At 64.7% G+C, this 23378-nt stretch carries 22 protein-coding genes and 3 tRNA genes; 12 read left to right on the top strand and 13 right to left on the bottom strand.

Annotated elements, in window-relative coordinates; translation table 11 throughout:
* Positions 1 to 68: 68 nt before the first annotated feature.
* Together J2808_RS16690 and J2808_RS16695 are read right to left on the bottom strand one after the other, a co-directional pair.
* Complete coding sequence (locus J2808_RS16690; protein ID WP_309818835.1) at positions 69 to 1607, bottom strand: APC family permease; 1539 nt, start codon at positions 1605 to 1607, stop codon at positions 69 to 71.
* Between the two features lie 47 nt (positions 1608 to 1654).
* Positions 1655 to 3064, bottom strand: a complete 1410-nt coding sequence (locus J2808_RS16695) for a flavin monoamine oxidase family protein (RefSeq protein ID WP_309818837.1) — start codon at positions 3062 to 3064, stop codon at positions 1655 to 1657.
* Between the two features lie 108 nt (positions 3065 to 3172).
* Between J2808_RS16695 and J2808_RS16700 the strand changes: the two genes are divergently transcribed.
* Positions 3173 to 3910: a TetR/AcrR family transcriptional regulator gene (locus tag J2808_RS16700; protein ID WP_309818839.1), complete on the top strand. Its 738-nt coding sequence runs from the start codon at positions 3173 to 3175 to the stop codon at positions 3908 to 3910.
* A 220-nt stretch (positions 3911 to 4130) separates the two neighbouring features.
* On the opposite strand, the gene J2808_RS16705 is transcribed toward J2808_RS16700, so the two are convergent.
* Positions 4131 to 4213: transfer RNA gene (locus J2808_RS16705), tRNA-Leu, on the bottom strand.
* Between the two features lie 332 nt (positions 4214 to 4545).
* Between J2808_RS16705 and J2808_RS16710 the strand changes: the two genes are divergently transcribed.
* Genes J2808_RS16710 through pknB form a run of 7 tightly spaced genes read left to right on the top strand, consistent with a single transcriptional unit; the run spans position 4546 to position 13984 of the window.
* Positions 4546 to 5289, top strand: coding sequence for a DUF3662 and FHA domain-containing protein (locus J2808_RS16710; RefSeq protein WP_309818842.1), 744 nt, complete (start codon positions 4546 to 4548; stop codon positions 5287 to 5289).
* 5 nt (positions 5290 to 5294) lie between these two features.
* Positions 5295 to 5777, top strand: coding sequence for an FHA domain-containing protein FhaB/FipA (locus tag J2808_RS16715; RefSeq protein ID WP_164206603.1), 483 nt, complete (start codon positions 5295 to 5297; stop codon positions 5775 to 5777).
* 56 nt (positions 5778 to 5833) lie between these two features.
* Positions 5834 to 7450 carry a PP2C family protein-serine/threonine phosphatase gene (locus tag J2808_RS16720; protein WP_309819345.1) on the top strand — a complete coding sequence of 539 codons (1617 nt, stop codon included), beginning with the start codon at positions 5834 to 5836 and terminating at the stop codon, positions 7448 to 7450.
* Positions 7447 to 8844: an FtsW/RodA/SpoVE family cell cycle protein gene (locus J2808_RS16725; protein ID WP_309818844.1), complete on the top strand. Its 1398-nt coding sequence runs from the start codon at positions 7447 to 7449 to the stop codon at positions 8842 to 8844. The genes J2808_RS16720 and J2808_RS16725 overlap by 4 nt, the downstream gene beginning before the upstream one ends.
* Positions 8841 to 10298, top strand: coding sequence for a penicillin-binding protein 2 (locus J2808_RS16730; RefSeq protein ID WP_309818845.1), 1458 nt, complete (start codon positions 8841 to 8843; stop codon positions 10296 to 10298). The genes J2808_RS16725 and J2808_RS16730 overlap by 4 nt, the downstream gene beginning before the upstream one ends.
* A complete protein-coding gene (locus J2808_RS16735) occupies positions 10295 to 12016 on the top strand; it encodes a protein kinase domain-containing protein (protein ID WP_309818848.1) in 1722 nt (573 codons plus the stop codon). Before J2808_RS16730 ends, J2808_RS16735 begins: the two co-directional genes overlap by 4 nt.
* A gap of 15 nt (positions 12017 to 12031) precedes the next feature.
* Positions 12032 to 13984: a Stk1 family PASTA domain-containing Ser/Thr kinase gene (pknB, locus tag J2808_RS16740; RefSeq protein ID WP_309818850.1), complete on the top strand. Its 1953-nt coding sequence runs from the start codon at positions 12032 to 12034 to the stop codon at positions 13982 to 13984.
* Positions 13985 to 14116: 132 nt separating this feature from the next.
* Here pknB and J2808_RS16745 read toward each other — a convergent pair whose 3' ends face one another.
* The 3 genes from J2808_RS16745 to J2808_RS16755 are packed head-to-tail and all read right to left on the bottom strand — an operon-like array spanning position 14117 to position 15737.
* On the bottom strand, positions 14117 to 14758 hold the full coding sequence (locus J2808_RS16745) for an aminodeoxychorismate/anthranilate synthase component II (RefSeq protein ID WP_309818852.1): 642 nt from the start codon (positions 14756 to 14758) through the stop codon (positions 14117 to 14119).
* Positions 14755 to 14925: a hypothetical protein gene (locus J2808_RS16750; protein ID WP_309818854.1), complete on the bottom strand. Its 171-nt coding sequence runs from the start codon at positions 14923 to 14925 to the stop codon at positions 14755 to 14757. Before J2808_RS16750 ends, J2808_RS16745 begins: the two co-directional genes overlap by 4 nt.
* Before the next feature lie 2 nt (positions 14926 to 14927).
* The gene (locus J2808_RS16755; RefSeq protein ID WP_397428078.1) at positions 14928 to 15737 is read right to left on the bottom strand and encodes a class E sortase; all 810 of its coding nucleotides are present in this window, start codon (positions 15735 to 15737) and stop codon (positions 14928 to 14930) included.
* Positions 15738 to 15912: 175 nt separating this feature from the next.
* Here J2808_RS16755 and J2808_RS16760 point away from each other — a divergent pair, with 175 nt between their 5' ends.
* Entirely contained in the window at positions 15913 to 16167 is a 255-nt protein-coding gene (locus J2808_RS16760) for a cell division protein CrgA (RefSeq protein ID WP_309818856.1), read from the top strand.
* Between the two features lie 19 nt (positions 16168 to 16186).
* A complete protein-coding gene (locus J2808_RS16765) occupies positions 16187 to 16801 on the top strand; it encodes a DNA-3-methyladenine glycosylase I (protein ID WP_309818858.1) in 615 nt (204 codons plus the stop codon).
* Between the two features lie 252 nt (positions 16802 to 17053).
* Here J2808_RS16765 and J2808_RS16770 read toward each other — a convergent pair whose 3' ends face one another.
* The 3 genes from J2808_RS16770 to J2808_RS16780 form a co-directional block, all read right to left on the bottom strand.
* Complete coding sequence (locus J2808_RS16770; RefSeq protein ID WP_309818860.1) at positions 17054 to 17524, bottom strand: carboxymuconolactone decarboxylase family protein; 471 nt, start codon at positions 17522 to 17524, stop codon at positions 17054 to 17056.
* A gap of 729 nt (positions 17525 to 18253) precedes the next feature.
* Positions 18254 to 19135 (bottom strand): rhomboid family intramembrane serine protease, encoded by an 882-nt coding sequence (locus tag J2808_RS16775; protein WP_309818862.1) that lies wholly within the window; start codon positions 19133 to 19135, stop codon positions 18254 to 18256.
* Between the two features lie 8 nt (positions 19136 to 19143).
* Positions 19144 to 19689 carry a peptidylprolyl isomerase gene (locus J2808_RS16780; RefSeq protein ID WP_309818864.1) on the bottom strand — a complete coding sequence of 182 codons (546 nt, stop codon included), beginning with the start codon at positions 19687 to 19689 and terminating at the stop codon, positions 19144 to 19146.
* A 156-nt stretch (positions 19690 to 19845) separates the two neighbouring features.
* Between J2808_RS16780 and J2808_RS16785 the strand changes: the two genes are divergently transcribed.
* Both J2808_RS16785 and J2808_RS16790 read left to right on the top strand, forming a co-directional pair.
* Entirely contained in the window at positions 19846 to 20829 is a 984-nt protein-coding gene (locus J2808_RS16785) for a hypothetical protein (RefSeq protein ID WP_309818866.1), read from the top strand.
* A 136-nt stretch (positions 20830 to 20965) separates the two neighbouring features.
* Complete coding sequence (locus J2808_RS16790; protein ID WP_309818867.1) at positions 20966 to 21841, top strand: glycosyltransferase family 2 protein; 876 nt, start codon at positions 20966 to 20968, stop codon at positions 21839 to 21841.
* 27 nt (positions 21842 to 21868) lie between these two features.
* Here J2808_RS16790 and J2808_RS16795 read toward each other — a convergent pair whose 3' ends face one another.
* From J2808_RS16795 to J2808_RS16810, 4 genes are all read right to left on the bottom strand, one after another.
* Positions 21869 to 22822: a DMT family transporter gene (locus tag J2808_RS16795; protein WP_309818869.1), complete on the bottom strand. Its 954-nt coding sequence runs from the start codon at positions 22820 to 22822 to the stop codon at positions 21869 to 21871.
* Between the two features lie 86 nt (positions 22823 to 22908).
* Positions 22909 to 22984, bottom strand: a tRNA-Ala gene (locus tag J2808_RS16800).
* Between the two features lie 72 nt (positions 22985 to 23056).
* Entirely contained in the window at positions 23057 to 23179 is a 123-nt protein-coding gene (locus J2808_RS16805; RefSeq protein WP_309819349.1) for a DLW-39 family protein, read from the bottom strand.
* 63 nt (positions 23180 to 23242) lie between these two features.
* A tRNA-Ile gene (locus tag J2808_RS16810) sits at positions 23243 to 23316 on the bottom strand.
* Positions 23317 to 23378: the final 62 nt, after the last annotated feature.

Here is a 23378-nt window from a genome sequence, read left to right on the forward strand (position 1 = left end):
CCCGCCGGATGGACTACTCCCGGGGAGTAGACCGCCCGGCGGGGAAAAGCCGGCGCCCGGCCGCGCGCTCAGTTTCCGCGGGCCAGCACCTGCCCCTTGAAGAACTCGGGCCGCAGCCGGGACATCACCAGCATGGTCACCACGCCCAGCAGGATCACGCCCATGCCCAGGACGAACACCATCCCCACACCGCCCACGGATGATCCGGAGCCGTACTCGGGGTCCATCGAATCGGACGCGGTCTTGAAGAACATCACCAGCAGGATGACACCCCCCAGCAGCGGCGCCAGGAACTTGAAGAAGAAGGCGCGGCCGTTGCTGAATGCCTGCGCCCGGAAGAACCAGACGCATGCCAGGGCTGTGATGCCGTAGTAGAAGCAGATCATCATGCCCAGCGCCGTAATGGTGTCCCAGAGGGCGTTTTCCGAGGTGGTCCTCGTGATGACGTAGAAGGCTGCGGCGGCAACGCCCGCGGCGATCGTGGCGTAGCTCGGGGACTTGAAACGCGGGCTGACCTTGCCGAGGCTGCCCGGGAGTGCCTTGTAGTGACCCATTGACAGCATGGTCCGCGCTGGCGACACAAACGTGGACTGCAACGAGGCCGCCGAACTGCTCAGGATTGCCAGGGACATCAGGATGGCAAACGGTCCCATGACCGGCCCGGCGAGGACAGCGAAGATGCTCGACTGGTTCTCCGGATTCCCGGCGCCCAGGCCGGTTTCGCCCACGCCTGCAAAGGACAGGGTGGCCAGCGCAACGGTCATGTAGATCGCCACAATCACTACTACGGTCACGGTTGCCGCCCGGCCCGGGGTCTTCTCCGGATTTTTGGTTTCCTCGTTCATGGTCAGGGTGACGTCCCAGCCCCAGTAAATGAAGATGGAGAGGGAAACCCCGGCAGCAAAGGCCGAGAAGGAGCCAACCGCGAACGGGTTGAACCAGTCCGGTGAAATAGCAGTGGCATCAAACGCGGTGCCGTTGGCCACGTGGCTGAAGGCAGCGACGGCAAACCAGCCCAGGACCAACAGCTGGAACGCCACCAAGACATACTGCACGCCTTTGGTGGCCTCCATGCCCTGGTAGGAAATCCAGCAGGCCAGGGCGATGAACACCAGCGTGGTGGCGATGTTCAGCGGGAGGTTCTGGCTCAGCTCGCCCAGTTCCGGATTCCCGAACAGCTGGGCCAGCATGAGATAGAAGAAGTCAACGGCGACAGCCGCCAGGTTGGACAGCACAATAATGGTGGCTGCAATCAGCCCCCAGCCACCCATCCAGCCGATCCACGGGCCAAAGGCGCGCGATGCCCACGTGAACGAGGTCCCGGCGTCGGGCATTGCATTGTTCAGTTCGCGGTAGCCGAAGGCCACCAGGATCATGGGGATGAAGCCCACCAGGAAGATCGCCGGGAGCTGGACCCCCACCTCGGAAACCGTCGGCCCCAGCGCCGCCGTCAGTGTGTAGGCGGGCGCGATGCAGGAAACACCGATCACGACGGCGCCCAGCAGCCCCACCGCCCCGGCCTTCAGGCCCTTCCCGCTCAGGCCTTTCTCAGCCAGACCACTGTCCAGGACGCTGGGTGGCTGTGCTGTCACTTCTTTGGGACTCATGGCCTTGCCTCTCTTAGTTCATTCGACGCTGAATGGGGCTGGTGTGCTCAGCCGACGGCAGCCGCGGCCTTGTGTGCCGTGCGGGAAGACCCCGCCGCAGCGACAATGCTCGCCGCAGTGCGCTGGCCCATGCGGACGGCTCCGTCAACATGCTGGTAGCCTTCGGCGGCGATGTCTGAGGAGCACCAATAGATGGGGCCCACGGGTGCGTGCTGGTCCTTGCCATAACGGTGCAGGCCGCCAAGGTCGTAGCTGGCCGCGTAGGCGCCCCGGGTCCACTCCTCCGAGCCCCAGTCGGATTCGTAGTAGACCTCGGGCACCAGGGCCTTATCCCCCAGGAACCCGGCGATCGATTCCAGGATGGCGCGGCGGCGGTCCCCGGCACTCAGTTCGAAGACGGCGTCGGCCTTTTCATCCGACACGAAGCCCACCAGCGTTCCACGTGAATCACCGTGGTTGGTGTTGTCGTAGACCTCCTGGACCAGCGACCCGGCACCGAAGCCCGTGCCGGAGAGTCCGTCTTCACGCCAGAACGGCTTGCTGTAGACGGCGTGGACCTTGATCACCAGGCCCAGCGACTGGTGCTGGTGCATCTGGTGCTGCCGCCTCGGCAGCGGAGGGTCGAAAGAGACCCGCGAGTAAAGGTTCGGCGGCACCGCCATGATCACAAACCGCGCGGTCACCGTGGCGCGCTCCGAAACAACAGTGACGCCGTGCCCGCCTTCACCGCCATCCTCCCAGGTGATGGTGCGCACCGGACTGTTAAGTACGACGTCGGAACCCAGCTCCTGTGCCTGCAGCAGGGAGACCTGCTGCATCCCGCCGATGACCCGCTTGTCCAGGATGAAGTCCTCGTCCGTGAGGTGGCTGAATGACCCGGCGGAGGCTGCCATGAGGACCGCCTGCAGTGCCGAAAACGCGTGCGCGGGCTTGGTGAGCATGCCGCCGGCGATGAACAGGCCAATGTTGTTGCAGGCCTCCTCGTCGCTGGAGTTTTTACGCAGCCAGTGGTGGAAGGAGATGGTGTCCAGCTCACGGGCTTTGGGGTGCGCCCAGGGCTCGGTGGCGCCGATTTCCGCGGCGAGGCCGTCCAGGATGCCGATCAGCTTGTCCATCTCGGCCCCGGTGGCTTCACTCACCGGGAAGGAGTCCCCGGTGTACCGGGTCTTCCTGCCGTCGGCGCCGACATAGACGGATTCACCTTCACGGTAGCGGGAGTACGTCTTCAGGCCGAGCTCGTCCAGGAGCTCCAGCAGCGCAATCTGGTCCGGCGAGACCCACTGGCCACCGATTTCCAGCATGGCCCCGTCGATGGTGTCGGTCCAGGTCCGGCCGCCCACGCGGTCCCGCGCTTCCAGCACTGCGACGCTGAGGCCGGCCTTCTTCAGCTCGCGGGCGGCGGTGAGCCCGGACGGTCCGGCGCCAACGACTACGACGTCGCGGTCAAGATTCAGCATGATGTCCTCTCTCTGGCCATTCGAGTGATGCGAACCACTAAATGAATGCCATTCATTTAGTGGAACTATAGCTGCTGCAGGGCCGGCGAGGAAGAGGCCGGTGGAATAATGCTGGGGATACTGCCCGCAGAAAGGCCAGCAATGCCGGAGTCCCCTGCCGATTCACCCAGCACCACGGAGCGTGAACCTGCACCGAAAGCCGGTGCGGAACGGCGTCGGGCGGGGCGGCCGCCTGCGGCCGTCCTGGACCTGGCGGGAATCACGGCAGCGGCCCTGCGGCTCATCAGCAAGAACGGCTACGACGGACTCACCATGGCGGCACTGGCCCGCTCACTGCACGTGGCGCCGTCGGCCCTCTACAACCACGTGGAATCCAAACGGGACGTGCTCCTGCTGGTGGAGGACCACCTCACTGCCCTGGTGGACGTGACCGCATTCGCCGCGGAGCCCTGGGAGTCCGCGGTGCGGAAATGGGCCTGGAGTTACCGGGACGTCTTCGCGGCGCACACACCCCTGATTCCCGTCATCGCGGTACTTCCCGTGACTGACGCGCCCCAGACCCTCGCCATGTATGAGACCGTCAGCGCCGGGTTCCGGGCGGCCGGATTCCCGGAAGAGCGGATCGTGTCCGCCATCGTCGCCTTGGAATCCTTCATCTTCGGGTCCGCCTACGACGTCACCGCCCCGGCTGACATTTTCGATTCCGGCACCATGGCGGACTCCACACCGAGCTTCACGGGTGCAGTCCGGAGCCTGGCCGTCCAGGGGCACGAGAAACCTGCGGACGTGGCGTTCAGCCTGGGACTTGAGGCCCTTATTGCCGGCTTCGGGGCGTTACGGGAGTAGCGGCAAGGCGTTCTCAGCCTCACCCTTATGGCGGTACGCGTCATATGGCCTAATCGGTTCCACCCGGATGGCACCGCCTACTTCGAGGTCTTCCTCAGACTCTTCAGCTTCGTCAAGCGAGTCCCCCAGCCAGAGCTAGGTCTCTCCCGTGCGGGGGTCGAACCCGGCCCGGCGTTAAAGCAAGGAACCCCGGTCCGAAGACCGGGGTTCCTTGATTGCGTGCGCGAGGGGGGATTTGAACCCCCACGCCCTTTCGGACACTGGCACCTGAAGCCAGCGCGTCTGCCGTTCCGCCACTCGCGCGCAACTTCTTTTCCTCGAATCACAGCCGGTTTTCCCGGATCCGCAACCTTGTAAAAGCAGCGAGATCAAGCATAACGGACACCAGCGGTAAAACACCAATTGAGCTCCGGAGGCTCCCGAAGCCTGCGCCGTGGAAGGCCGGGCCGGCGCGGAAATCCGAACTTTTCCCGCCGCCCGGCCGTTGGGGATTAAGGTCATTCACAGGCCTGCCCAGTAGTATCTGATGTAGTAGAGCCAGCCGCTGCACAGCGGAGCACCGCGGACTTAACTGCGTGGCTGATTGAGTTGCGGAACGAAAACTGCCCCGAAGCCGGGGGGAAAGGAGAAGGACCATGGGATTGCTGGACAAGGTCGAGCGCGGCATCGAAAAGGCCGTCCGCGGTGTCTTCTCCACCGGCTCGCGGGCCCAGGTGGAACCGGTGGAAATCGCCAGCCGCCTCCGCCGGGAGCTGGACCACAAGTCCCTCACCGTTGCGGCCGGCCGCACCCTGGCGCCTAACGTTTTCGACGTCCAGCTCAGTGAGGACGACTTCACCAGGGCGCAGGAGTGGGGCACCCCGCTGGCCGAGGAACTGTGCGACGTTGTCATCAACCACGTCCGCAGCCAGGGCTACACCCTGCAGGGGCCTGTCCGGATCTCCTTCCGCCGGGCCGAGGAACTGCGCGCCGGCGACTTCGAGATTGCATCAACCACGGAGAAGTCCAAGGGCGGCCCCGCCACCCCGGCACCCCGGCCCAACCTGCCGGCAGCTCCCACCCGCCAGCCTGTCCGGCTGCAGCCCGTTCTGGACATTGACGGGCAGCGGTACTCCCTCAACGCCCCGTCCATCGTCCTGGGCCGCTCCTCAGAGGCCGACATCCTGGTTGACGACACCGGCGTTTCACGGCGCCACCTGGAGATCCGCACCGACAGCGGGGTGACCAGTGCCGTTGATCTGGGCTCCACCAACGGCAGCTACGTCAACGGCCATAAAGTGGCCGGCAGCACCGAACTGACCGACGGCTCCACCATCACGATGGGACGGACAAAGATCATCTTCCGCCTGCTTCCAGCCGGCCCTGGTGGCCGCCCATGAGCGACATGAGCGAACTGACCATTACCGCCCTGCGGTTTGGGTTCCTGATCCTGCTCTGGGTGCTCATCTTCAGCATTGTCTCGGCCATGCGCCGCGACCTTATGGTTGGCCGGAAAGCCGCCGCGGGCACCCCCACAGCGCGGCAGGTCCGCAAGAACCCCGAGCTGGCCGAGGCTCCGCCGCAGCCGCTCAAGCAGCAAGCCCACCAGCTTGTGGTCACCGAAGGCCCGCTCAAAGGCACCACCGTCCCGCTCGCGGCCAGCCCCATCCTGCTGGGCCGCGCACAGGAAGCAACGCTGGTCCTCGAGGACGATTACGCTTCGGGCCGCCACGCGCGGCTGTTCCCGCAAGGGAGCCGCTGGTTCATCGAGGACCTGGGCTCCACCAACGGCACCTATCTTGCCGACCAGCAACTTACCCGGGCCCTGCCCGTTGAGCTTGGCGTACCCGTGAGAATCGGCAAGACGGTCATCGAATTGAGGCCATAGCCGTGGCCGCTGACACCCCCGCAGCCGAGGCCACGCCCCCGCAGCGGCCCCTGATTATGCGCTATGCAGCGCGGTCAGACGTGGGCCGGATCCGGGCCAAGAACGACGACTCTGCCTACGTGGGCCGTCATTTGGCCGTGGTTGCGGACGGCATGGGGGGTCATGCAGGCGGCGATGTAGCCTCGGCTGCCACGGTTCTGGACATGCTTCACCTGGACCACGGGGACTACAACGGGGATGCCATCACCGTGCTGGCTGACGAAATCCAGACCGCCAACTCGCTGCTGTCCGAGCTGGTGCACATCAACCCCAAACTCGCCGGCATGGGCACCACCGTCACGTCCCTGCTGCTTGCCGAGGGCAAACTCCACTTCGCACATATCGGTGACTCCCGCGCCTACCGGCTGCGCGACGGTGAGTTCGAACAGGTCAGTGTGGACCACACGTTCGTCCAGAGGCTCATCGATGAGGGGCGGCTCCGTCCCGAGGAAGCCGAGACCCACCCCCACAAGAATGTCCTGATGCGCGTCCTTGGCGACGTCGATGCCAGCCCCGAGCTGGACCTGGACACGTTGGACGTCAAACCCGGTGAGCGCTGGCTCCTCTGCTCGGACGGCCTGAACTACGTGGCCGGGCACGTGGTGGAACGCACCGTCCGCGAGACGAAAGACCTGCGCGAATGCGCGGAAACCTTGGTTGACCTCACACTTGAAGCCGGCGCACCGGACAACGTCACCGTGATCATGCTGGAAATCGTGGAGGAAACGCGCGACGACGTCAGTACCGCCGCCGTCGATGTCATTCCTCCCCAGCTGCTCACCACAGAATCCAAACCTGACATCACAGGCGAAACGGCCGGCCCTGCAGAAACGCCCCCTGCCCCGAAACCGGTAGACGAAAAACCGGCGGCCGCCGAACCTGCCGACTCCGCCGAACCGTCCGCCTCGACCGATCCGCATTTGGGCGAGCACCTGTCGGCTGAAGTCCTGCGCCTGGAACTGGCCTCGCGGCCCCACGAACTGGTCGGAGCTGCCGCCACGGCGGCGGAGACCGGCTCCATTCCCACCATCGCCGGCCGCACCGTGGCCCGGCGTGCCGCCACCGTCCTGACGCACAAGGCCGACGCTCCCGAGGCGGATGCCGACGAGATCCTGGAGCCGACCAAACCGCGGCGTTGGGTCACCTGGTCCATCGCAGCGGCCGTACTCCTTGTGCTGACCGCGGGCCTCTGGCTGGGCTATGCCTGGACCCAGACCCGGTACTACATAGGGGAATTCGATTCACGCGTTGCCATCTACAACGGGGTTTCGCAGCGGCTTGGCCCCATCCAGCTTTCAACCCTCGAAGCCGTGACCGACATCCGGATGGATTCATTGCCCCAGTTCTCCCAGCAGCGGGTCCGGCAAACGGTCCCGGCACGCGACCTCTACGATGCACAGCGAATCGTCAAGAACCTCGAAGGCACCGGCACCATTGCGCCTTCCGACGAATGCCTCACAGCGCCCCCCACTACTGCGCCGGCCACAGAAACCGCGTCCCCCACCGGAACCGCCACCAAGGCGCCGGCAACGGCCACCTCACCTGCGCCGTCGCCGAACGCCTCGAACCCTGCGGGGGCGACCAGCCCTGCCGCGTCGCCCAGCCCGACAGTCGTCTGTGAGGTTGGACAATGAGCCAGCTCAGCACTATCCCCAAACCCAGGCGCAACGTGGAGCTGTTGCTGCTGGTCCTTGCGCTCTCCGTCGGCATCGGCGCCAACATGCTGGTGGGTGTAGACCAGGAAAAAGCCTTCGACTCCGATTTCTGGTTCCAGTCAAGCCTCCTGGCGGTGGCCGCACTGGTATTTCACGCTGTCCTCCGCGTCAGGGCAAAATATGCAGATCCGGTAATACTTCCGTTGGTAGTGGCCCTCAATGGCCTTGGCCTGGCAATGATTCACCGCCTCGACGCCCCGGGAGACGACACCGGCAACAATCAGTTGCGCTGGACCCTCATCGCCATGGCCGTGGCCATTGCTGTGATCTGGTTCCTCAAAGATCACCGGATCCTCCGCCGTTTTACCTACATTTCGCTGGCAGTGAGCGCGTTCCTGCTGATCCTCCCCCTGGTTCCGGGCATCTCCGCCGGGGAGATCCTAGGCGCCCGGGTTTGGATCAGGGTGGGTCCCATGACCTTCCAGCCCGGCGAAATCGCGAAGATCACGCTGGCTATATTCTTTGCCGGGTATCTTTCCTCAAACAGGGACCTGATCCTGCTGGCCGGACGTAAGATTGGGCCGCTGCAGTTCCCCCGGTTCAAGGACATGGGCCCGATGATCACCGCGTGGCTGGTGAGTATCGGCGTGCTGATCTTCCAGCGCGACCTCGGCTCCTCGGTGCTTTTCTTCGGCCTCTTCATTGTGATGATCTACGTGGCAACCAGCCGGATCAGCTGGGTGGTGATCGGCGTGGCGCTGATCCTTGGCGGCGGCTTCGTGGCGTCCCGGGTTTTCTCGCACGTCGGCCTGCGCATCGACGGCTGGCTGAATGCCTTCACAGAAGAGGTCTACGGCCGCGCTCCGGGCGGCAGCCACCAAATTGTGCAGGGGCTGTTCGGCATGGCCAACGGCGGGCTGGTAGGAACCGGCTTCGGCCAGGGCCGGCCCAACCTTGTCCCCTTCGCCAACAGTGACATGATCATTGCCTCCCTGGGCGAGGAATTGGGCCTGATCGGGCTCTTCGCCATCGTCATGATGTACCTGCTGCTGTTCACCCGCGGCTTCCGGGCCGCCCTCGGCACCCGTGACGCCTTCGGGAAGCTCCTCGCGTGCGGACTGTCGTTCGCCGTGGCGCTGCAGTGCTTTGTGGTCATCGGCGGCGTGACCCGGCTGATTCCACTGACCGGGCTGACAACCCCGTTCCTGGCCGCCGGCGGTTCCTCACTTCTGGCCAACTGGATCATCGTGGGCCTGCTGCTGATGATTTCGCATACTGCCCGCGGCCCCGTTGACACCACGCCCCTGCCGCCGGGCAACGAAACAGAAGCCGAAGCCGGCAACACTCCAACCGAGGCGGTGAAACCCCTGTGAACCAGGCCATCAGGAACTCATGGGTCGCGGCCATCGCGTTGTTTGCGCTGCTCTTCGGAGCACTGAGCTACGTCCAGGTTGTGGGCGCAGACGATCTCAAGGCAAACGCCTGGAACAACCGCGCAATCCTGCAGGACTACTGCAACGACCGCGGCGCCATCATTGTGGGCGGGGACCCCGTGGCTGAATCAGTTGAGGGCTCGGAACAGTGTGGCTTCCAGAGGACGTACCCGCAGCCCGAGCTGTATGCCGGCCTGACGGGCTACTTTTCCCAGAATTACGGCGCCACGGGCCTCGAGCAGGCCATGCGTGAGCAACTCGCCGGAAGCTCCGACCAACAGTTCCTGGACCGGATCGGCCAACTCTTCCTCGGCAGCCAGCCGAAGGGAGCTTCGGTTGAACTCACCGTCGATCCCGCACTCCAGAAGCTCGCGTACGGTCTGATTCCGGACGGCCAGCGGGGCTCCATCGTGATCACCAATCCCAAGACCGGCGCTATCCTCGCCATGGCCTCCAAGCCGTCCTACGACCCCAACCTGATCGCCAGCCAGGACCCCAATGAGGAATCCGCCAACATCAATGAGCTGCTCAAAGTTCCCGGGATCAACCTGAACCAGAATGTCAGCGGACCCACGGGAGAGATGCTCGCCCCCGGGTCTGTATTCAAGCTGGTGACCACCGCGGCCGCCTTGAACTCCGGGAAATACAACAAGGACAGCGAGCTGCCCAATCCTGCGCAGATGCCCTTCACCGGAATCGACTACACACTGCCCAACTACGCCGGCGGCAACTGCTACACCCGGAACACCGCCAGCTTTGCCTTTGCCCTGCAGCAATCCTGCAATACGCCGTTCGCCAGCATTGCCCTTGACCTCGGCCGGGACGCCATCGCGGAACAGGCCGCGAAGTTCGGTTTCGGCGAGGGGATGGGCGACCAGCTCAAGCTCGCGTACGCCCAGGGCAACGGCTTCCCGGATGACCTGGACGAGCCGGGACTGGCCCAGTCCGTAATCGGCCAGAAGGATGTGCGGGCCACACCGCTGCAGATTGCCATGATGACCGCAGCCATTGCGAACAATGGCGTCCAGATGAGTCCCAGCCTCGTCAAGACCGTGCGGTCCCCGGATCTTCGCGTTATTGACGAGCCACAGCCTCAAGCGCTGCGGACGTCCACCACACCGGAAATTGCCCGGCAGATCACCGAGTGGATGACCAGCGCGGTGAGCGAGGGTATTGCCGGCGCCGCGGGCATCCCCGGGGTCCAGGTGGCCGGCAAGACCGGCACCGCTGAACTGGGTAACGGCCTGAACAACTCCTGGTTCACCGGGTTTGCCCCGGCGAACAACCCGCAGGTGGGTGTCACCATCGTCATGGAAGGCGTGGACATCACCACCGGCGCACAGCTAACCAGTCCGAATGCGAAGAAGATTTTTGAGGCGGTGTTGAATAAGTGAGGCCAACAACAGGAATCACCCTCGGCGGCAGATTCCAGCTGACCACACGGATTGCGATCGGAGGGATGGGCGAGGTCTGGAAGGCCAAAGACCTCGTCCTGGGCCGCATCGTCGCCATCAAGGTGCTGAAGGAGGAGTACACCGGCGATCCCGGGTTCCTCCAGCGCTTCCGCGCGGAGGCACGCCACACTGCACTGCTGAACCATGTGGGCATCGCCAATGTGTTTGACTACGGCGAAGAAGAGGGCTCGGCCTACCTGGTCATGGAGCTGGTCCCCGGCCAGCCGCTGAGCAGCATCATCGAACACGAACAGGTGCTGTCCCCGGACCGGACCCTGTCCATGATGGCGCAGACTGCCCGCGCCCTGTCCGTAGCCCACGCCCAGGGCCTGGTGCACCGTGACATCAAGCCCGGCAACCTCCTCATCACCCCGGAGGGCCGGGTGAAGGTGACGGACTTCGGCATCGCCCGCCTGGCCGACCAGGTCCCGCTGACGCAAACGGGCCAGGTGATGGGCACCGCCCAGTACCTCGCCCCGGAGCAGGCCACCGGCCAGACGGCCACGGGTTCCTCGGACATCTACTCGCTCGGCGTGATCGGCTACGAGTGCCTCACCGGGCACCGGCCGTTCTCCGGCGAGTCCCAGATCGCGATCGCCCTGGCGCAGGTCAACGACGCACCGCCGCCGCTTCCGGAAAGCCTGCCCAAACCGGTCCGCGCGCTCCTGATGTCCATGCTGGCCAAGGATCCCAAGAACCGTCCGGCCAATGCGATCAAGCTGTCTGAAGCCGCCGAGGCCATCCGTAACGGGGACATCAGCGCCGCACATGCAGCCGTTCCCGGCATGCTCCTGTTCGAAGCGGCCACTGGCCCCATCACGGCACCGGTGGACATTGCCACGGCACCCACGGGTGTTATCAGCCAGAAGGACAGCAATACGACGTCCACCTCGGCCCTGCCGGTGCTCGGGGCCGCAGCTGCGGGTGCCGCCGCCGGTGCCGCGGCCGCCGGGGCAGCCGATGCGGCAGCTGACGGCCCGGCCACCAGTGCCATGACCGGAGCCGGGAGCACGCTGTCCCGCGCAGACGCCCTGGCCGCGGAGCGCAGCTGGGTCCAAGATGAAGATACGTACGACGACGAACCCGCCGACGAACCCGACCGTCGCGGCCGCAGCCCCTGGACTTGGCCGCTGATCGCCTTGATCCTGCTTGTCCTGTTCGCGCTGGTGGGATTCTTCCTGACGCAGCAGGGGATCTTCTTCCCCAAGGACGCTGCCACCACGTCCGCGTCCAGCAGCCCGCCGTCCACGAGTGCCAGCCCCACGAGGACCTCGCCGTCGGCGACGCCCACGCCCACCCAGCCCACCGTTACGCCCACGCCGACCACGGAAACCGTGAACATCATCCCCGAGGCATATCTCGGCAAGGATTACCGGGTGGTGCAGTCGGAGCTCTCCGCGATGGACCTTGATGTCACCATCCAGTCGCAGGTGGACGCGAATTCCGCGCCGAACACGGTCATCGCGTTGTCCCGGACGGGACGGGTGGAGGTTGGTTCGGCTGTGACCATCACGTACGCCGTCGCACCCCCCGCACCCACCCAGACGGAGACCACTGCCCCGCCGCCGACGAATTCCGAATCGGCGCCTGCGGAGTCCGAACTGCCCGCCTGCGACTCCGGCGAACTGCCGGGACTGCCCCCTACCTGCGCACCGTAGTCGCCTGGTTTGCACGTGAGTGATTCGCCCCGCACCCCGCTCCACCGTGAGGACAGCCTCCCGGTGGACAATCAGCGTGTCCTGAGTGGACGCTACGAACTCGGCGGACTGATCGGCCGTGGGGGGATGGCGGACGTCCACAGCGGACTGGACACCCGGCTTGGCCGGACAGTCGCCATCAAGCTGCTCCGCCCGGACATGGCCCGGGACCCGCAGTTCCAGGCCCGTTTCAAGCGGGAAGCGCAGTCCGTGGCGGCGCTGAACCATCCGTCCATTGTGGCCATCTATGACACGGGCGAGCACCTGGTTCAGGACGGCTCCGAGGACAGCGTGCGGGTGCCCTACATCGTGATGGAGTTTGTGGAGGGCAAAACCCTCCGCGACCTGATACGGGCCAAGGAAGTCAGCATCGACCGGGCCATCGAATTCTGCCTCGGTGTCCTTTCGGCGCTCGAGTACAGCCACAAAGCGGGCATCGTCCACCGGGACATCAAGCCTGCCAACGTGATGTACTGCGAGGGATCCAATTCGGTGAAGGTCATGGACTTCGGGATCGCCCGGGCCATGGCCGATTCGTCCGCCACCATGACCCAGACCCAGGCAGTGGTGGGAACCGCCCAGTACCTTTCACCGGAACAGGCCCGGGGTGAAACGGTGGACGCGCGCAGTGACCTCTACTCAGCGGCCTGCCTGCTGTACGAGATGCTCACCGCCCGCCCGCCCTTCATCGGCGACAGCCCCGTCTCTGTGGCGTACCAGCACGTCCGCGAAATTCCCGAGCCCGCCAGCAGCCTGAACCCTGACGTGTCGCCGGCGCTGGACAGCGTCCTGGCCAAGGCCCTGCAAAAGAACCGGGACGACCGCTTCCAGGATGCCGCAGCCTTCCGTCGTGCGCTGCGGGCGGCCCGGGCGGGTGTGGCTGTCGCTGCGCCCCCGTCAACCGAGGCCCCCACGGATCCCAACGACCACGTGCCCACGCCGGAACGCACACCGGCCACCGAGGCGTTTGCCGTCACCGGTGCGGGCTTCCTCGACGATGCCCCCACGGGCCGGTACGACCTCACGGACATGCATGACGACGGGACAACGGTCCCCGTCTCGGCGTCCGCAACGCTGGACCCCCATGAATCGGACGAACTGCCCCTGGGCCTCCCACCGGAACGCGTGCGGACCGCACGGCAGAAGTCCCGCCGTCGTACGTGGATTTCGGTCCTGATAATTTTCACACTGCTGGTCCTGGCCGGCGGCGGCCTGTGGCTCTTTCAGACGATGAATCAGCCTCCGCCCGCGCCCCCCAAGGTGGAAGTACCCGTGGTGGCCTCACTGACCGAGTCGGCAGCGCTGCAGGTCCTCTATGGCGCCAACCTGGACCCCGAGATCAAACGCAGCACGCACGAGACCGTGCCCAAGGGGACAGCCATCGGCACGGATCCGGCGGCCGGAACGTCGCTGGATCCCAATGCCGGAGTGATCCTGAATATCTCCGAGGGTCCCAGCGCCTTGAAGATCCCGGAAAACCTTCCCGGCCAGACTGAGGCCGCGGCACGCGACATTCTGCGCCAGACCGGGCTGGTGGGAGCACCGTCCACCACCGAGGCCAACAGCGCCACGGTGCCCCGCGGCAGGGTAATCACCACCAGCCCCGCGCCCGGCCAGCTGGTGACTCCCGGCAGCACGGTGGAAATCGTTGTTTCCACCGGCAAGGTGGCCATGCCGGAGCTGCGTGGCCGCACACGCGCAGAGGCGGAAACGGCGCTCAAGGAGCTGGGCCTGGTACCCACCGTCGAGGAAGTGGAGAACTCCCAGGTGGAGGCTGGCCGCGTGACGGACCAGAGCGAGCCCGTCAACGCAGCGGTTGACCAGGGCAAGACCGTCAATATCGTGGTCGCCAAGAAGCCGGTGCCTCCGCCGTCGCCGTCCGCCACGCCAACCGACCCGCCTGAGGACAGGGACCGGGACGAGGAGTGACCCGCACAGACTTGCTGTCGCCGTAGCTGACCTGGTTAGCCGCCGTAACTAACCTGTTAAAGGGACCGGCCCCGAGCTCGCAAGGAACACGGGGCCAGAGGGTTCCAGCGGGTCAGTGCTGGATGCGTGGGCTCAGTGCTGGATAAGAGGGCTCAGCGTGGCGGCGCGGGCGGCCGCACCAGCCATGCCCAGCGACTCGAGCCAGTTGCCCAGCATCTGGTAGCCGCCTTCGGTCAGGACGGACTCGGGGTGGAACTGGACGCCGCACAGCGGTGCCGTGCGGTGCTGCAGGCCCATGATCACTCCGGAGGCCGTTTCGGCGGTGATCTCCAGGACCTCCGGGATGGTGTCCCGCACGGCCGCCAGCGAGTGGTAGCGCGTGGCCGTCACGGGGGAGGGGAGTCCGGCAAAGACGCTGGTGCCGTTGTGCTCCACGAGGGATGTCTTGCCGTGCATCAGTTCCGGCGCGTGGGTCACCGTGCCGCCGTAGGCTTCTGCCAGTGCCTGGTGGCCCAGGCAGACGCCGAACATCGGTTTGTTGTTTCCGCCGCACCATTTGATCAGCTCGATGCACACGCCTGCTTCGGCAGGGTTGCCCGGTCCCGGTGAGACGAGGACGCCGTCGCGGGTTTCTGCCATCTCGACGGCCTCGGCGAGGGTCACGTCGTCGTTGCGCACCACGGTGGTTTCGGCGCCGAGTTCCTGGAGGTAGCCCACCAGGGTGTAAACAAAGCTGTCGTAGTTGTCTACGACCAGGATTTTAGTTGTGGTCATGGCTGACTTGCGGCACCAATCGTTGAGTCGGTGAATTGGGTGAGATCGGACATCCAGGGGAACAGGAACTGGACCATGAGGACCAGGGCGCCGGCAATGAGCACCACAGAAGTGAGAATCCGCAGCCAGAGGGGGCCCGGCAGGTGGCGGAATATCCAGCCGTACATGCTCAGCCTCCTCCCACCGCTGCGGCGACCTGCGCAGCAATCTCGGCCGGCGGACCCGCGGATGCGGGACGCCAGCTCTCCAGCAGAGCGTAGGCAATAATGCGTTCCTCGGCGCCGAAGCGCGGGTTGCAACTGGTCATCGTGAGGAAGCTTTCGGTGGGGGTGACGCCCGCCCGGGTCGGCACCGGTTCCAGGACGTCGGTACGGGATGGCATCACGATCTGATTGTTCCGGAACACGTACACGTAGAACCCGTCCTTGGTCTGGACGTAGATTTTGTCGCCTGGCACCAGGGTGTGGATATTGTCCAGAACAGCCCCGTGGGTCTGCCGGTGGCCGGCAACCGCGAAGTTGCCCACCGCGCCGGGCATGGCCGTGGTGGGGTAGTGGCCCAGTCCTAGTGTGTCCAGGACATCACCGCTGGTTCCCTCCACAATGGGCCGGGTGTACTTGTTGCCGAACCGGGGGATGTACATAATGCCGATTGTGCCGGCGTGGCCTGGCGCTGTGCCGACGACGGGGCGCCCGTAGTCCACCGGTTCCGCCGGCGCTTCCTGATCGGCGTCGGACGGCTCAGCCGGTGCCGCATTGCCCAGTCCCTGGGCGAACTCCTTGATAACGGCGCTCTGCCGGGCATCAGATTCCACATTTGTCCACCACAGCTGCCACGCCACAAACAGCAGGAGAATGATGCCGGCCGTGATGAGCAGTTCGCCGAACACCTGCACGGTTCCACGCAGGATAGAGGTGCGGGCGGGCTGCACACGTGCGGGCCGCCTGGCGGCACGCCTCGCCCTTTCCTGCACTACCACGCGTTCTCCTCCGGGGTGGCCGCGTCGGGCAATAGTGCACCCCCAACTGCGGCTAGAATTGGCTGCTAGTAAGAATCCAGATTTGACCAAGATCGCGCAGACCGCTGGCAACTTCCTTCTTGCAGGATATCAAGCCCGCGGCGCCGAGCTTGTTCCAGTCCGCCAAGGAGAGCACGTGCCCGAGTCAAAGCCACGCCGGAAGCCTTCCAGCGCAGCCCAGCCCGCATCCGCGACGCAGGCGTACAAGCCCAACGCCATCTGGTTCAAGCCCGTGATGTTCGGCCTGATGATCATCGGCCTCCTGTGGATCATCACCTTCTACATCAGCGAAGGCCGTTTCCCGGTCCAAGCCTGGGAGTCATGGAACATTGTGGCTGGCTTCGGCATCGCCATCATCGGCTTCCTCATGACAACGCGCTGGCGCTCCTGACCCAGGCTCCGGAAACAGCATGACCCCCGCTGCCGCCCGCCCGGACGGCACCATACTTGGCGACGACGGCCTCGCCCGTCCGCCGTGGGCCTCGGTAGATCCGCTCCTGCGCGAGTACTACGACACCGAGTGGGGCCTCCCGGTCCGGGACGAGCAGGGACTTTACGAACGCATCAGCCTGGAGGGCTTCCAGGCCGGCCTGTCGTGGGCCACCATCCTCCGCAAGCGTCCGGCCTTCCGGGCCGCCTTCCACAACTTCCACCCGGACACAGTTGCCGCCTTTACCGAGGCGGACGTCGAGCGCCTGCTTCAGGATCCCGGCATTGTCCGCAACCGGCTCAAGATCCGGGCCGCCATCACCAATGCCCAGGCCACTGTCAGCCTCAGGGAGCGGGGCGGCCTGGTCGACTTTGTCTGGCAGTTCCAGCCGCACACCACGCCGCAGCCAGCCAGCCACGCCGAGATTCCCACTCAATCGGCGGAATCCGTGGCGCTGTCCAAGGCCCTGCGGAAACAGGGATTCTCCTTTGTTGGCCCCACCACCATGTATGCGCTGATGGAGGCCGTCGGCATGGTGGACACGCATCTGCTGGCCAGCCACCGGCGCGGTTCCTCGGGCATCTGGCCCGCCTGACCATCCGCGCCGCGGAGTGAGTTCTCCCCAGCTGTTGGGAAAGTTATCCACAATGTGCATAACTTTTTGTCCATGGGCGATGCGTGGCGCTGAGGCAGGCCCTGACGCACGGAACCCCGGCCGACTTGATCCAGCACACAGTTATTAACAGTGTGGATTAACTGTGGATAACCGCGAAGCCTAGTGTCGCCTCGCGCCGTGGATCAGGAAACTAAGTGGTGGTTGACGCGGCCCGCGGCGCCGTGCCCGCGCTTACCTTTCCCGGCGGACCGGATGGTGGCTGGTGATGGAAACGCGGTTGAAGGCATTGATCGTGATCGCCAGCCAGCTAACAACAGAAAACTCCTCAGCGCTCAGATGATCGCGCGCATTTGCTTCCTCAAGCTCACGGGTGCGGTAGTCCGGGAGTTCCGTAACGGACTCGGCCAGGGCCAGCGCCGCGCGTTCCTTCTCAGTGAACAGGCCAGTCTCACGCCACGCAGGCAGCACAGCCAGCCGCTGCGGGCTCTCCCCGGCCTTCACAGCGTCCTCCACGTGCATGTCCAGACAGTAGGCGCAGCCGTTGATCTGCGAGATCCGCACGTAGAGCAGTTCAATGGTCTTCCGGTCGATCCCGGCGTCTTCAGCGGCGTCACGAACTTTGAGCCCTAATCCGTTCAGCGCCCGCCACACCGCGGGATGCTGCTTGTCGAGAAAGATGTGTTGTATTGCAGTGGCGCTCATGGCGGTCCTCCAGGCTGGGAAGCTTCTGCGGCTCTACGTCTACCAAACACCCTGCCATAAGCCACGGTTTTCCACTTACTAACACCCGACTACCCACAACTTATCCACAGCTGTGGACAACAATCCACAGGGCCGGTCCGCGCGAACCTCTCACAAGCCACACTCAAGGAAACTTCGATCGTTACCTCCCCGCCTGCGACTTATTAACACTGTGAACAACCCTGTTGATACACATCCCTCGGATGGCCTTCCATGGATCAGGAAAGCAAGAAACGGGAAAGTTATCCACAATTTCCCGCGAGACAGGCGCTTTTTCCACTTAACCACAGGCTCATGCCCAGAGGTTTTCCACAATTGTGGATAGCGCTGGCGGAACATTCTGGAAAATGGCTGGCTTACGGGAGCTGGGACGCGGGGCCAGCGTGAACTACACGTGTGTAAGTTACCAACAGTGTGGATAACCCCTGTGGATAACCGTGGGCTCCTCAAGTGCCCCGTCGGCGTCAACCAAAGTGGCGAAACCGCCCGCACAGCAGTGACCCGCACCTGATTGAACCGGCACCTTGAACCGGCACCCTTGACGCGCACCGTGATGAAGGGCTCCCAGCCCGCGAGCATTCACCATGGCAGCGCCTTCCGGACTGCAGTTGTGGGGAGCGCAGAAGACCCCGGCGTCCGCTGGGGACGCCGGGGTCTTGGCGTGGAGGCTCGCCGCAGCGAGGGGGCGGCCTAGCCTGTGGTGACCTTGACCCAGCTCACGGCGATGAGGAGGACCAGTACGGCGGCGAGCCCGGCCGCCTGGATCAGGCCCTGCCGGGGACCGCGGGGCGCATAGGCAATAACGGCAGCGCACAGTCCGCCGGCGATCAGGCCGCCGAGGTGGGCCTGCCAGGCAATCTGGGGGACCACAAAGCCAATCACTCCGTTGATGGCGATCAGGACCCACAGCTGCCGGGTGTCGCCGCCGCGATGCCGCTGCACCAGGAGCATCGCGCCGAAGAGACCGAAGATAGCACCGGAGGCACCCACGACGCCGGTGAGCGGAACACCTGGTTCGTAGCCGGGGGTAAGGGCCAGGTAGCCGACTGATCCGCCGACGGCCGAGATCAGATACAGCGCCAGGAAGCGGGCCCGGCCCATAAGCGGTTCGAGTGCCTGGCCGAAAATCCACAGCATGTACATGTTCAGCACAATGTGGAGGATGAATCCCTGCGAGTGCAGGAACGCCGCCGTCAGCATGCGCCACGGCTCGAACTGGCCGAATTCCGGCGCGGCAAAGATGTTGGCGAACGCCAGGTTCTGGTAGATCCACTCGTCGGGAACCAGCCACTGCAGCACGTACATCAGAGCGCACAGCGCAATGATGCCGAACGTCACCAGTGGTCTGCCCGTGGTCACGGCGCCGCCGTACACACTCTTGACAGCCGGCGTCGTCCGTTTTGTCTCGTTGACGCAGTCAACGCACTGGAATCCGACGGCGGCCGCCCGCTGGCAGTCAGGGCAGGCAGGGCGCCCGCAGCGCTGGCAGCGCACATAGGAGGGCCTGTCCGGGTGCCTGGGGCACACCGGAACCTGCGCGGACGGCTCAGCCGCCGGAATTCCGTAGCTCATGCGAGGGGTTAGAGCTGCTCGATGTCGATGCTGTTGATGGTGACATCCTCCACCGGGCGGTCGCCCATGCCGGTGCGGACACCTTCGATGGCGTCCACGACCTTCTTGGAATCATCGTCGGCCACCTCGCCGAAGATGCTGTGCTTGCCCTGCAGCCAGTCGGTGGGGATGGTGGTGATGAAGAACTGTGAACCGTTGGTGCCCTTGCCGCCCTGGATGCCGGCGTTGGCCATGGCCAGCTTGTACGGGGCGTTGAAGCTGAGTTCCGGGTGGATTTCGTCGTCGAACTTGTAGCCCGGTCCGCCCACGCCGCGGCCCAGCGGATCGCCGGCCTGGATCATGAAGTCCTTGATGATGCGGTGGAAGATGGTGCCGTTGTACAGCGGCGTGCCGGACTTGTCCTCGCCGGTCTCAGGGTGGGTCCAGGCCTGCTCGCCGGTGGCCAGGCCAACAAAGTTCTTGACCGTCTTGGGCGCGTGGTTGCCGAAGAGGTTGACGACGATGTCGCCGAGGCTGGTGTGGATGGTTGCTTTTGCTGTTGCGATGGCAGTCATACCGCCCATTCTTTCACGGCGGGTCAACGCGGAAAGCGGCTGGACCGGGAGTTCCGCGCTGGGTGAAATCAGCCGCAAATCCGCTGGAAGAATAGCCGGTGCAGGTCAATCCACGTAGGCTAACAACAGAACCGTCACATTAATCGGGAGGTAGTTGTGAAGAAATCGGATCGTATTGCCCGTGACCTTGAACAGTCAGTCAACAACGCAGTTGAGTATGCAAAGGACTGGGCATCCCCCCGCGTGGAAGCAGCAGTGGATTGGGCAGTTCCCCGCCTGCAGCACAGCCTGGACACCGCATCTCCCAGGATCCAGGAAGGGCTCAAGACAGCAGCCCACAACCTGGCCGACGGCGTTGCAACAGTGACGCCGCGCATCCAGGACGGCCTCGCGCACCTCGCCCCGAAAATCCATGACGCCGTTGAGGGCACCACCCCGCGCCTGCACGAGGCCGTGGACAGGGCCACTCCCGTCATCCTGAATGCCCGGGACCGCGTTGTGGTGGAATACCTGCCGCGCCTCTCCGACCAGATCGGCCACGCCTCCGAGGCTGTACACCGCACGCTGGAAAGTGCTCCTACGCATGTGGACGCCGTGGCAAAGCGGCTCACCGACTCCGGTGTGGTGCACTCCCTCCAGGAGCAGGCACAGACGGCCGGCACCCAGCTCCGGGCCGCCGCGCATGAAGCGGGTAAGGCCGTGGGCATCCAGATCGCGGAGCCCCAGAAGCCCAAGAAGCGCGGCTGGCTGGTGTTTGGCATCATCGCCGCCGCTGTCGCGGCGGGCGTTGCGGCCTGGAAAGCGTCCAAGCCCGTGGAGGATCCCTGGAAGACGCCGTCTCCGGTCACGCCCACCCCGGCCCCGGTTCCTGCCACCACGGTGAACGACGCGAAGGACACTGCAGAGGACGCCGCAAGCAAGGCTGCAGCTGCCACGGCCTCGGCATCGGCCGCCGTTGCTGACAAGGGAGGGGATGTTGCCGAGGACGCCAAGGACACCGCGGACGAGGCTGCCGATAAGGCCAAGCACCTGGCCGACGAGTCAGCTGACGCGGAGGCTACGGCTTCCACTGACGCCAAAACGGCAATAAAGAACATTGCGTCCACCATGAACGGTTCCGCAGACAAGAACACCATCTGATTATTACGGCGCAGTCGCGCCGTCCACTGAAGGGGTTCCGCATGGTGCGGGGCCCCTTCAGTGTTTTCCCAGAGTTTGTCCGGCATCCGTCCGGTCGCACGTGGGCCGCACCACGATCGGTGCTAAATTTGGACTGATGTCAGCCGATCAATCCTCTGGGGATGCCTTGAACGACGCAGCACAGCTGCCCAGCGTGTCCATTGTCATCCCGGCGTACAACGAGGAAAGTGTTATCCGGCAGTGCCTCATCGCTGCCGTCTACCAGTCGGTACCGGCCCACGAAATCATCGTGGTGGACAACCTCTCCACGGACCGCACCGCCGCCATCGTGGCGCAGATGCAGCTGGAGTATCCGGAGAGCCCCATCATCCTGCTCAGCCAGCACCAGGACCAGGGCCTGATTCCCACCCGCAATTTCGGCCTCAACCACGCCACCGGCGACATTCTGGGCCGCATCGACGCCGACTCTGTGGTGGAGCCGGACTGGGTGGAGCAGGTCCAGAAAGCATTCCAGGACCGATCTGTGCAGGCAGCGACCGGCCCGGTGGTCTATTACGACATGCCCATGCGCCGCTTCGGCCTCAAAGCCGACGACAAAATGCGCCAACTGATGCTGAAGCTCGCCAAGCACCAGTACCATTTCCTGTTCGGCTCCAACATGGCCCTTCGTGCCACCGCCTGGGAAACGATCCGGGCCGAAACGTGCCGTGATGAGAAGGACGAGATGCATGAGGACATTGACCTCTCCCTGCATCTCGCCGACCACGAACTCAAGGTCCAGTACTGGCCCCAAATGGTCTCCGGCATGTCCGCCCGCCGGCTCGAAGACTCCCCGCGCGACTACCGCTACTACGTGACCCGCTTCGACCGCACGTACAAGGCGCATAACGTCAAGAAGATGGCCCTCAAGGCTCCCATGGTGGTGTTCTTCTCGGTCTACTTCCCGGCCAAGCTCCTGCGCGCGATCCACACGGTCAATACCGCCCAGCCTGTCCGCCGCGGCGGGCAGTAGCCGCCTTCCTGCCTCCGGCGGCGGGCGTCAGTCAGTTCCGAGTTCGGCGAGCCGGTCCGACGGCGGTTCCCCTGTTTGTGTGCCGGCCGCTGACGCAGCACGCCGCTCGCGGCTGAGCCCGGACGCCTGACCCATCACCACAACTGCCAGGCCCGCAAGGATAAGTCCCAACCCGGCGTAGGTGCCCGCAGGGAGCGTCTCCTCCAGGAACACTGCCGCCAGAAGTGCCGCGCCTGGTATCTCCAGCAGGATAATCATCGACACCAGCAGTGGGCTCATGGTGGCCAGCAGGTGATTGAAGGCGGTGTGGCCGATCAGTTGGGCACACACGGTGATGGCCAGGATCCCCAGCCAGCCAACGGCGTCGAACCCTACCAGCGGCTGGCCGCTGAAGACCGCCAGCACCGCCACCAGCGCGGCGCACATGCCGTAGCAGAGTGTTGTGTAGGTCCCCGTGGTCATTGTCTGGCGGGCCCTGCCTCCGGCCAGGGTGTAGAGGCCGGCCAACGCCCCTCCTGCCACGGCCAGAACGTCGCCCAGCAAGGCGTCAGGCGAGGAACCCATATCGAACCCCGTGATGGTGACAACCCCGCCGAAGGCGATGCCCAGCCCTGCCAGCACCTGCCAGCGGTGCCTGGTCCCGCGGAAGAGTTGGAAGACGGCGATCCATGCCGACTGCAGGCAGACCAGGGCGGTGGCGGCAGCCACGGACGTGAGCTGAAGGGAAGTGATAAAGCAGGCGAAGTGCAGGGCCAGTGCGACGGCGGCCAGCAGGGACCAGCGGAACTCGGGGCCGGTGACGCGGCCGAAGTGCCGGGGTTCGCGGACCAGCGTTGGCGTGGCCATCACGGCAGCAGCGATCGCGTTGCGCCAGAAGGCGATGGCCAGGGCACTGACGGTGGTGGCACCCAGGGTGGCGGCGATCAGCGGCCCGGAGGAGGCCACACCCAGCACCCCAAGGGCTGCGAAAAGGAGGTTCACTGTTTAACCCTACTGTCAGGCGTTAACACTGCGCAGCCTTAACGACAGAGTCCCGGACAACGTTTCAGCTGTCCGGGACTCTCTTATGGTGGAGGCACGGGGACTCGAACCCCGAACCCCCTGCTTGCAAAGCAGGTGCGCTACCAATTGCGCCATGCCCCCATAAGAAGCAACCCGTCAATCATACCCTAGAACCGTGAAGCCTTTAGACAGCTTCCGCTCCGGGGTTCCGGCCTATTCGACCTGATCGGTCGACTGGCTCCAGACTGTTTTCCGGGCTTCGGATTCCTGTGCTTTCCTGTAGAGCAGGACGCCTGCGATCGCAGCTGCGAGTACCAGCAACTTCTTCACATGCACCCCGTTCCGGCTCTGCCTGCCGCTAAGCAAACCAAACCTTCCATGAAACCTGCACAGGTTCCGTGGGCGTACCAGGACTTGAACCTGGGACCTCTTCGTTATCAGCGAAGCGCTCTAACCGCCTGAGCTATACGCCCCGATGCCTCATCGGGCCGAGACATGACTTTACATCACATCCCGGCCCGATCTCAAATCGAGG

Origin of the sequence: Pseudarthrobacter sulfonivorans, from assembly GCF_031454915.1 — a bacterium.
Taxonomy (GTDB): Bacteria; Actinomycetota; Actinomycetes; order Actinomycetales; family Micrococcaceae; genus Arthrobacter; species Arthrobacter sulfonivorans_C.

Bases quoted from the DNA above. Each gene is read 5' to 3' on its own strand.
- J2808_RS16690 (WP_309818835.1), bottom strand. From the start codon at position 1,607: ATGAGTCCCAAAGAAGTGACAGCACAGCCACCCAGCGTCCTGGACAGT.
- J2808_RS16695 (WP_309818837.1), bottom strand. From the start codon at position 3,064: ATGCTGAATCTTGACCGCGACGTCGTAGTCGTTGGCGCCGGACCGTCC.
- J2808_RS16700 (WP_309818839.1), top strand. From the start codon at position 3,173: ATGCTGGGGATACTGCCCGCAGAAAGGCCAGCAATGCCGGAGTCCCCT.
- J2808_RS16710 (WP_309818842.1), top strand. From the start codon at position 4,546: ATGGGATTGCTGGACAAGGTCGAGCGCGGCATCGAAAAGGCCGTCCGC.
- J2808_RS16715 (WP_164206603.1), top strand. From the start codon at position 5,295: ATGAGCGAACTGACCATTACCGCCCTGCGGTTTGGGTTCCTGATCCTG.
- J2808_RS16720 (WP_309819345.1), top strand. From the start codon at position 5,834: ATGCGCTATGCAGCGCGGTCAGACGTGGGCCGGATCCGGGCCAAGAAC.
- J2808_RS16725 (WP_309818844.1), top strand. From the start codon at position 7,447: ATGAGCCAGCTCAGCACTATCCCCAAACCCAGGCGCAACGTGGAGCTG.
- J2808_RS16745 (WP_309818852.1), bottom strand. From the start codon at position 14,758: ATGACCACAACTAAAATCCTGGTCGTAGACAACTACGACAGCTTTGTT.
- J2808_RS16750 (WP_309818854.1), bottom strand. From the start codon at position 14,925: ATGTACGGCTGGATATTCCGCCACCTGCCGGGCCCCCTCTGGCTGCGG.
- J2808_RS16765 (WP_309818858.1), top strand. From the start codon at position 16,187: ATGACCCCCGCTGCCGCCCGCCCGGACGGCACCATACTTGGCGACGAC.
- J2808_RS16770 (WP_309818860.1), bottom strand. From the start codon at position 17,524: ATGAGCGCCACTGCAATACAACACATCTTTCTCGACAAGCAGCATCCC.
- J2808_RS16775 (WP_309818862.1), bottom strand. From the start codon at position 19,135: ATGAGCTACGGAATTCCGGCGGCTGAGCCGTCCGCGCAGGTTCCGGTG.
- J2808_RS16780 (WP_309818864.1), bottom strand. From the start codon at position 19,689: ATGACTGCCATCGCAACAGCAAAAGCAACCATCCACACCAGCCTCGGC.
- J2808_RS16790 (WP_309818867.1), top strand. From the start codon at position 20,966: ATGTCAGCCGATCAATCCTCTGGGGATGCCTTGAACGACGCAGCACAG.